Source organism: Allochromatium warmingii, from assembly GCF_900107145.1.
In the GTDB taxonomy this organism is placed as follows: Bacteria; Pseudomonadota; Gammaproteobacteria; order Chromatiales; family Chromatiaceae; genus Thermochromatium; species Thermochromatium warmingii.
This window is the reverse complement of the sequence record NZ_FNOW01000015.1, coordinates 55,829-64,666: the sequence shown is the minus strand read 5'-3', so window position 1 is coordinate 64,666 and position 8,838 is coordinate 55,829. Positions and strand designations below refer to the sequence as shown.

The 8,838-nt window shown below is 57.2% G+C and carries 6 protein-coding genes and 1 pseudogene; 4 read left to right on the top strand and 3 right to left on the bottom strand.

Features of this window, described 5'->3' with window-relative positions:
* The 4 genes and pseudogenes from BLW10_RS13730 to hemH form a co-directional block, all read left to right on the top strand.
* Window positions 1-90 (top strand): annotated as a pseudogene (locus BLW10_RS13730) (IS5/IS1182 family transposase); the annotation flags it as partial.
* 12 nt (window positions 91-102) lie between these two features.
* A complete protein-coding gene (gene cas3 / locus BLW10_RS06540; protein WP_245709150.1) occupies window positions 103-2,175 on the top strand; it encodes a CRISPR-associated helicase Cas3' in 2,073 nt (690 codons plus the stop codon).
* Window positions 2,163-2,846 (top strand): CRISPR-associated endonuclease Cas6, encoded by a 684-nt coding sequence (locus BLW10_RS06535; RefSeq protein WP_091333255.1) that lies wholly within the window; start codon window positions 2,163-2,165, stop codon window positions 2,844-2,846. The genes cas3 and BLW10_RS06535 overlap by 13 nt, the downstream gene beginning before the upstream one ends.
* Before the next feature lie 367 nt (window positions 2,847-3,213).
* Window positions 3,214-4,317 (top strand): ferrochelatase, encoded by a 1,104-nt coding sequence (gene hemH, locus BLW10_RS06525; RefSeq protein ID WP_091333253.1) that lies wholly within the window; start codon window positions 3,214-3,216, stop codon window positions 4,315-4,317.
* Window positions 4,318-4,329: 12 nt separating this feature from the next.
* Here hemH and BLW10_RS06520 read toward each other — a convergent pair whose 3' ends face one another.
* The 3 genes from BLW10_RS06520 to ilvD all read right to left on the bottom strand — a co-directional run bounded on the left by BLW10_RS06520 (window position 4,330) and on the right by ilvD (window position 8,755).
* Window positions 4,330-4,881 (bottom strand): hemerythrin domain-containing protein, encoded by a 552-nt coding sequence (locus BLW10_RS06520; RefSeq protein ID WP_091333252.1) that lies wholly within the window; start codon window positions 4,879-4,881, stop codon window positions 4,330-4,332.
* Between the two features lie 125 nt (window positions 4,882-5,006).
* The gene (locus tag BLW10_RS06515; protein WP_091333250.1) at window positions 5,007-6,740 is read right to left on the bottom strand and encodes a potassium channel family protein; all 1,734 of its coding nucleotides are present in this window, start codon (window positions 6,738-6,740) and stop codon (window positions 5,007-5,009) included.
* 176 nt (window positions 6,741-6,916) lie between these two features.
* Window positions 6,917-8,755 carry a dihydroxy-acid dehydratase gene (gene ilvD / locus BLW10_RS06510; RefSeq protein ID WP_091333249.1) on the bottom strand — a complete coding sequence of 613 codons (1,839 nt, stop codon included), beginning with the start codon at window positions 8,753-8,755 and terminating at the stop codon, window positions 6,917-6,919.
* Window positions 8,756-8,838 lie beyond the last annotated feature (83 nt).

Below are 8,838 nucleotides of genomic sequence, written 5' to 3'. Positions count from 1 at the left end.
CGCTGGGAGAAGCGCGATGACACCTACTTGGCCATGATCCATCTGGCGCTCGGGATCATCACTTGGCGGGCTACCGGCCTTTTGGGATAGGCTCTTAGTGCTGTGCGTCGGCATCATGGTGCGTTGCGGATTCAGGCGTGGCCAATGCTGTTGGAACACAGCCGAGCCGCGTTGCATGAGGCCGATAGTCCCCTGCGTACCCAGCTTCAGGCGCTCGATGGGGCTGGAATTGCGGCATGGCTGACGGAGATCGCGGCGCGTCACCCGTCTTGGCAGCTTGTTACGGCACCCGTAACGCCAACGCTAGAGCACGTCGAGGCGCGATTGCGGGCGCGAGAGGTCGGCAGTTCAAAGCTACGCCATGCCTATCAATCGTTAGATGAAGCTCTGGCAACCTTGGCCAGTTTTGGTGCGCTATTGGCAGTTGATAAAACGGATGCGGCATTGCAGGGTGCGCAGATTGCGCGTCAAACGTTACCTGTAAACGCAGTGACGCACTACAAGGCGCACGCTTTGGCAGGTAACGACAGCCCTGTTCAAGATGGCGTGACACTCAACCAACGCCGCGAGCAAATCGCCGCTACGCTCAGTGCAACCTGGTTAGCCCATCTCGATCAGCCGCTGCTGACCCTGACCGCCCCGACTGGGGCCGGCAAAACGCTGAGCATTCTGCATGGCGCACTTCAGGTGCGGGCACAACTGACCGAGCGTCAGGGTGTGCCGCCGCGTCTGATTTACTGTCTGCCGTTTACGGCGGTGATTGACCAGAATCATGCGGTGTTCAGTGCCGTGCTGCGGGCGGCTGACCCGAATCTTGCTGACCGTGAGGATCTGTTGCTCAAGCATCATCACTTGAGTAGCGGTCAGTTTCGCACCGAGGAGATTGAATACGAGGCTGACGGTGCGGGACAGTTATTGACCGAAACGTGGCACAGCGAGATCGTGGTAACGACTTTTTATCAGCTCTTGCATACGCTCCTCAGTCCACTGAACGTCAATCTCAAGCGGGCCGGTCAGCTCACCGGGGCGCTGATTTTGCTCGACGAAGTTCAGGCATTGCCGCTGCGTTACTGGGAGGCACTCCGGCAGATTTTCATCGGATTAGCACGGGTGAGTGATGCGCGGATCGTGTTGCTCACAGCAACCCGACCACTGATTTTTCAGCCGGGCGATGCCGTCGAATTGCTGCCCAATCATGGTGAACACTTCCGGGCGCTCAATCGAACGCGCTTGCATCTGCATCACCGTGAGCCGCTGACGCTCGCTGCTTTTGCGCAGCGCCTGATTGCGGAATTAGCGCACACGGAGCGCCCAACGCTCATCATCGTGAATCGCCGCCGTGCGGTGCGTGAGCTGTTCGCGGCGCTCGCCGAGGCGCTACCTGAGCGTCCGTTAGTCGCACTCTCGACGCATCTAACACCGCGTGACCGGTGGGCGCGTATTCGCCTGATCCAGCGTCTGCAACGTCAGGGTCGTCCGGTGATTGTCATCAGTACTCAACTCGTAGAAGCTGGGGTTGATCTGAGCTTTCCGGTTGTACATCGTGATCTTGCGCCGCTCGATGCCATCATTCAGTCCGCTGGGCGCTGCAATCGTCACGGCGAGCAGGGTGAAGGACTCGGCGCGGTGTATCTGTGGCAACTGATGACCACAGCGAGCGATGCACGCCCGCCGCAACCGCTGTGGGCGCGTGTCTATGACCGTCCACTGATTGAAGTGACGCTTGAGGTGTTGGGCGAGGCTGAGTATTGGGATGAGTGCGCGTTTCTCGACCTGAGTGAACGCTATTTCTTGGGCTGCCGGACACGCCAAGATCAGCAGCGCGTCGATACGCAGCTTGTGCGTGGTGATTTGGCGGCAATCGAGCGCGAGTTTCAGCTTATCGAAGAGATTCCGAATGTCTCGCTGTTCATCTGCCGCACTGAGCGCGACCGGCGTTTGTGGGACGCTTATCGCGCACTGTCCGCCGATCCGGCGCTCAGTCCCGCTGAACAGGAGCGTCGTTTTCGCGCTCAGCGGCACGTTTTTATGGAGCGCGTCATCCAGATCCCGGCTCGCGCCGGTGCTGATCTGGAGCGCGACGCCGTCAACCTTCTCAAGGTCAGCCCGGAGACTTACGACCGTGCTGCCGGATTGATCGATCTGCCACCTGCCGAGGCCACATGCATTCTTTAGCGAAGATTCCCTGCGCTCAAGTTGAATTGACTTGGGATCGTGATGTGTCGGGCGTATCGGTGCAGCGCGTGCGCCAATTGCGCGGCGCACTGGCTACGGCTTTTCGCGGCGATCCGCTCTTTCATCAGCATGATCTTGAAACTGGTCAGGCGCTCTATCGTTATCCGCGTATTCAATATCGGTGGTGGGAAGGGCGCGGAGTAGTCATCGGCTGGGCAGAAGCGGCGCAACGCTTACTTGATCAACCCTGGCTTGATTTGGAACTGCGCTTAGGTGATGAAACCGTGCAGATTATGGATGCAGCATTGACGCTTCAGCAGGGTGAGTTTGCAATGAGCGAGCGGCTGGAGCGTTATCATTTGCGCAGTCCGGCGCTGATTTTTAATCAGGAAAATTATCAGCGCTATCAGCAGATGAGCGAATTGGAACAGGCGCGTGAGCGTGATCGCTTGCTGGTAGCGCAATTACTCATAGCATTGCGTGGATTAACTGTGCGGGTTCCCGAGCGTTTATACGCAACATTTACGCACATTAAACCGCTGGCGAGTCGTTATAAAGGTCAAGATTTATTAGGATTTAGGGGCGAATTTGCCTGTAATCTCAACTTGCCGGATGGGTTGGCGTTTGGTCATGCGGTGAGTCATGGGTATGGTTGGGTCATACGGTTGTGAGCGGTAGTTGTCAGGTGGAGCGGATTTTCGCTATTATTCGCACCGGTCGGCTTCCAGCTCGCACTCCCTCACGCCTGCGCTGCGAAGACTGCTGCTACAAAAATATTTGTGTCTAGCGGTGTGATCGTTGTAAGTCTTTGATTTAACGGTATAAAAAGGTTGTGACCCACAATCCACTACAACAAGGATTGAAATAAATAGCCAAGCGCGTCAGCGGCGCTCGCGTTTATCGGCGGTCGCGACCCACAATCCAATACAACAAGGATTGAAACTCGAATATTGAAATACCTTTCAAATCAAAAAATAAAGTCGCGACCCACAATCCAATACAATAAGGACTGGAACAAACTCGCGATCTCTCAACGCAATGCCTTTTGTAAACACCCCCGATTACCCGCACGCCAGCCCTGAATGCCTCGGCGTGTTGCTCGTCAATCTCGGCACCCCAGATAGCCCCAGCGTGCCGGATGTACGCCGCTATCTGGCCGAATTTCTCTCCGACCGGCGCGTTGTCGAAATGGCCCGCGTACCCTGGATGCTGCTGTTGTACGGCATCATTTTGCGCACACGCCCCAAACGCTCGGCTCATGCTTATCAGTCGATCTGGACGCCCGACGGCTCGCCGCTGCTGACAATCTCGCGTCGTCAAGCTGCTGCACTTCAGACGCAACTGGATGCGCGGTTGGGCGGGCCGGTCAAGGTCGCACTGGGAATGCGCTATGGTCAGCCGTCGATTGCTGCTGGATTAGCCGAACTGCGGGCGGCGAATGCGCGGCGGGTGCTGATTCTGCCGCTGTATCCGCAATATTCCGCAACCACTGTGGGCACGGTGTTCGATGCAGTGGCGCATGAACTGATGCGCTGGCGCTGGCTGCCCGAACTGCGTTTTGTGAATCAGTATCACGACGAACCGGCCTATATCGCGGCACTCGCCGCCAGCGTGCGTGCGCATTGGGCTGAACATGGTCAGGCCGAACGGCTGTTGCTATCCTTTCATGGTCTGCCGCAAGCCTATTTTGAGCAAGGCGATCCCTATTTTTGTCACTGCCAGAAAACGGCGCGGCTGCTCGCTGAAGCACTGGAATTGCCCGCCGAGCGTTGGGGGCTGTCGTTTCAATCGCGCTTGGGTAAACAAGCATGGCTCAAGCCCTACACCGACGCGACGCTTGAGAATTGGGGCCGCACTGGAGTGAAATCGGTGCAGGTGCTCTCGCCGGGCTTTGCCGCTGATTGCTTGGAAACGCTGGAAGAGATCGCGGTTGAGAATCGTGAACTGTTCTTAGCAGCGGGCGGGACGGCCTATGAATATATTCCCTGTCTCAATGACACCGCCGAGCATCTGGCGCTGATTACCGATCTAGTGATCCGTCACAGCAGCGGCTGGCCGGAAATCGCGCACCCAGCGGCGACGGCTGAAGTGCTCGCCGAGCGTCAGCGCCGCGCTCAGGCACTGGATGCACGGAGCCGATAAGCGCCGCTTGGCTCACACCTGCGCCTGCTCGACCAGTCGCCGATAGAGCATTTTGAACCGCTGCGGATCCGGTGCGCCAAACACCGGATCATCGGCATTCGGGGCCAGCACGTCGATCACGGCCCAATCGGCGGCACTCAGATGCTTGAGCGCCAGCGGAAAGGCTTCGCGCTCTTCCTGAAGCAAATGGCCGCGCTGATTACCCACCAGCGCCCGCCCCGCCGCCTCGACATCCTCGCGCAATAACACCGCCTCGTTGAGAATCCCCAGCAGCGATTGACGAAACTGCTTGGTCAACTGACTTAAACCAGCGTGCTGGCGCTGCGAGATCAGCAGCACCTCGGCGGCGTCAATCTCTTTATCTAAAAGCCGCTGAAAAATCAGCTCTTCAGTTGGGTGATGCACAATGTCAGCGTAGCTGTCCATGTATTCGAGTAACTCGTCCATGAGCGCATAATCTGGCTCTTCGCCCTGATGAAAACGGTCGAGCAGTTCTTCAAGTAGATCAAGCACTTGACGTAATCGGCTGTGATCCTGTGTCAGCCGAGTCATAATGGTGTGCACAGAGCAAATCCTCACATTGGGAGCTTGAATGCTATTTTAGACAGGATTAACACGATCAATCAGGATGAACAGGAGAAATAATTAAAAAATGATTTAAAAAATCCTGTCAATCTTGAAACATCCTGTTAATCCTGTCTCATCTTTAATCTAATCCGATTTACTCCAAGCCGATCCAACCAGCGCCACGCCGGGCCAGTGCGCGGACTTGCGCCCGTCGTCACATACTCCAGCGCGTGTAGATTGCACAGCGTCCAATCCATCCGCCACCGCGCCTCCTCACGGCCACAAAACAGCAGCCGATCACCGAGCCGGAGCGGACGTTCCAGCGGCGGCAAGACCTGACGCTCATCATCGTGAATCACCAACAGCGCAATCGCCGGTAATTGGCGCTCGCGCTCCAGCGGATCGCCGAGCAGCGTGGCGAGCGTGAGGGTCTGACCCCGTTGCTCCGCATCAGCAATCGCCGGCATTTGCGTCGCTTCCAGCGTCACTTCCCACACATAGGGTTTGCGCCCCTCGACCAGCGCAATGATGCGACTAATCAATGACCGCGCCCAGGGTTCATCTTGCTGCAACCGCGCTTGCCGCGAGAGATCGGCCAGCAGCGGGGTAATCAGGCGCATCCGAATGCGATGCGCAATAATCGTGCTCGGATTCATAATCGACTGTGCGCCGACGCGGTCGAATAATTCCTGATTTTGAATATGATTTTCGCGGGCAATCACAAATAAATCGGGATTAAGCGTGAGCGCCGTCATAATAATTGAAAGATTGTCGGCGTCCTGATCGGTGCCCGCCACCAGCCCGACCGCTTGCGTGATGTCAGCCTGTTGCAGCGTCACCGCCTCGGTACCGCGCCCCTGTACCACGCCCTCAGTTGGAATGCCGGTTTTGTGCGGTTCGGCTTCGATTACCGATAGCTCAAAACCCTGTGCTTTCAAATGCTTATACATCGCTTTGCCAAAGCGCCCATAGCCGCAAATCACCCAACGCCCTTGACGGGGCGGATCGGGCGGTTCATTGAGTTCCGGCCCGCCGCGCCCCGAAAGCCAGTCGATCAATAGGGTCTGACAGGGTGCTTGAATCGACCACGCGAGATAGGCGGCAAAGGCATCAAAGGGGTCATAGATATGATCGGTGCCGAATGACGCCATATTGGCTTCGATTTCATGCGAATCAGCGCGACAGATGACCTTGATCTGCGGATGAAGCAGCTTGGCAGCAATGGCGATCTTGAGATTGGCTTCATTGACATTGGTCAGCGCCACCACGCCGCGACAGAGCCGATGTTTTAAGCCAGCGGCATCGAGCGTGTGCGGGCGACGGGCATCGCCACAGAGTGCCGGAATATATTCGCGTTGATTATCAAGCTGTAGCAGATTGATGCGTTCGGGATCGATGTCGATGACTACGGCTTGAATATGGCGGTCGAGCAGGCCACTGACCAGCGCACTGCCGGTCTGACCATAGCCGCATACCAGATAAAACGGCACGCGCAGACGGCTAACCTGCGTGCGAAAGCGCCGCTCGGCAATGGCGCGTTGTAGCGTGGCATCCTGTAACAGCGCGATCAGCGTGCCAATGGCATAAATCCAGACGGCGACGGTGAAAAATACCGCCAGCGATACCCAAATTCGCTGCGCATCGGTAAACGCATTCGGCAGCTCACCGAAACCGATGGTGGTGGACATGTAGCTGACGAAATAAAAGGCATGAAACAGGCTCATCCGCGTCGGCTGACCGGCGGCATCTTGAGCCGGAATCAGCGCCAGCCCAGCCATCGCCACGGCATAGACGACAATCAGCGCCAGCAGCGGCGTGCGCATCCGCCGCAGGACAAGAAAGAAAATGGTATCCACGATTTAGCCGCTCAGTGAGAATATCGGAGGCGGTTAATTGAGATGAATCGAGACGAATTGAGACAGGATTAACAAGATTATTCAGGATTGACAGGATTTTAAATTTTAATCCTGTTCATCTTGATACATCCTGTTAATCCGGTCTTAATGAATGACACAGGTGATAATCAGCACACTCAGCGCAGTTGGCTAATATCACGCACCGCGCCATGCGCCGCGCTGGTAGTCATCGCGGCATAGGCTTTAAGCGCACTGGAAACCACGCGCTGCCGTGCGACTGGCTGCCACCCGTTCGCCGCCATCGCCTGACGCCGCCCTGCAAGCTGTTCGTCACTGACGGCAAGATGGATGCGACGCTTGGGAATGTCGATTTCAATGCGGTCGCCGTCTTCCACCAAGCCGATCACGCCGCCCTCAGCCGCTTCCGGCGACACATGACCGATGGACAAGCCCGAAGTGCCGCCCGAAAACCGCCCGTCGGTGATGAGCGCACAGACTTTGCCCAAGCCTTTCGATTTGAGATAGCTGGTCGGGTAGAGCATTTCCTGCATCCCCGGGCCACCTTTTGGGCCTTCGTAGCGGATGACCACGATGTCACCGGGCTGAATACGGTCGGTTAGGATCGCCGCTACCGCGTCCTCTTGGCTTTCAAAAATCCGCGCCGGGCCGCTGAAGCAGAGAATTTCCGCATCAACCCCAGCGGTTTTAACGATGCAGCCATCTTCGGCCAGATTGCCAAACAGCACCGCGAGTCCACCGTCTTGACTGTAAGCATGTTCGCGGTCGCGGATGCAGCCAGTAGCGCGATCTAAATCCAGTTCCGGCCACAGCGCCGCTTGGCTGAATGCCGCTTGAGTCGGGATGCCACCGGGCGCAGCGCGGAACCGCTCGTGCGCGGCGCTTGCCTGCGTGCGCCCGATGTCCCACGCTGTCAGCGCGTCACCGAGCGTCGGACTGTGAACGGTGTAAGTATCGGTGTGGAGCAAACCAGCGCGTTCCAGTTCACCCAGAATGGCAAGCACCCCGCCAGCGCGGTGGACATCTTCCATGTGGTACTTCTGGGTTGCGGGCGCGACCTTGCACAGATTCGGCACCACGCGGCTGAGGCGGTCGATGTCACTCATGGTGAAATCCACCTCAGCTTCACGCGCTGCTGCCAGCAAATGCAGCACGGTATTGGTCGAGCCGCCCATCGCAATATCCAAGCTCATCGCGTTCTCAAAGGCCGCAAAATTGGCAATCGAGCGCGGTAGCACGCGGACATCGTCCTGTTCATAATAACGGCGCGTGAGTGCGACAATCAGCCGCCCCGCTTCCAGAAATAAATCACGGCGCTTGGCGTGAGTAGCCAGCAGCGAGCCATTCCCCGGCAGCGCCAAGCCCAGTGCTTCCACTAAGCAATTCATCGAATTAGCCGTGAACATACCCGAACACGACCCACAGGTCGGGCAGGCCGAGCGTTCGAGCTGCGCGACTGTGGCATCCGTTTCATTGGGATTGGCCGCCGCGATCATGGCATCGACCAAATCCAGATGCACCTCACCCTCAGCCCGCTGCACCTTGCCCGCTTCCATCGGCCCGCCGGAGACAAATACCGCCGGAATATTCAGGCGCAATGCCGCCATCAGCATTCCGGGCGTGATCTTATCGCAGTTAGAAATACACACCAGCGCATCGGCACAGTGCGCATTGACCATGTATTCAACCGAGTCGGCAATGATCTCGCGTGAGGGCAGCGAATAGAGCATCCCGTTATGGCCCATCGCAATCCCATCGTCGATAGCGATGGTGTTAAATTCTTTGGCCACTCCGCCAGCGGCTTCGATTTCGCGGGCGACCAGTTGACCCAAGTCTTTTAAATGCACATGACCGGGAACAAACTGAGTAAAAGAATTGACGACGGCGATAATTGGTTTGTCAAAATCGGCATCCGTCATGCCGGTAGCACGCCAGAGGGCGCGAGCGCCGGCCATGTTGCGACCGTGCGTGCTGGTGCGGGAGCGATATTGGGGCATGGGTTTTTATTAACCTCGCGGGAATGAAACCAAGTCGCGCAGTATATCGCCGCTCGCGATCAGCGCGACGATCCTTAAATAAT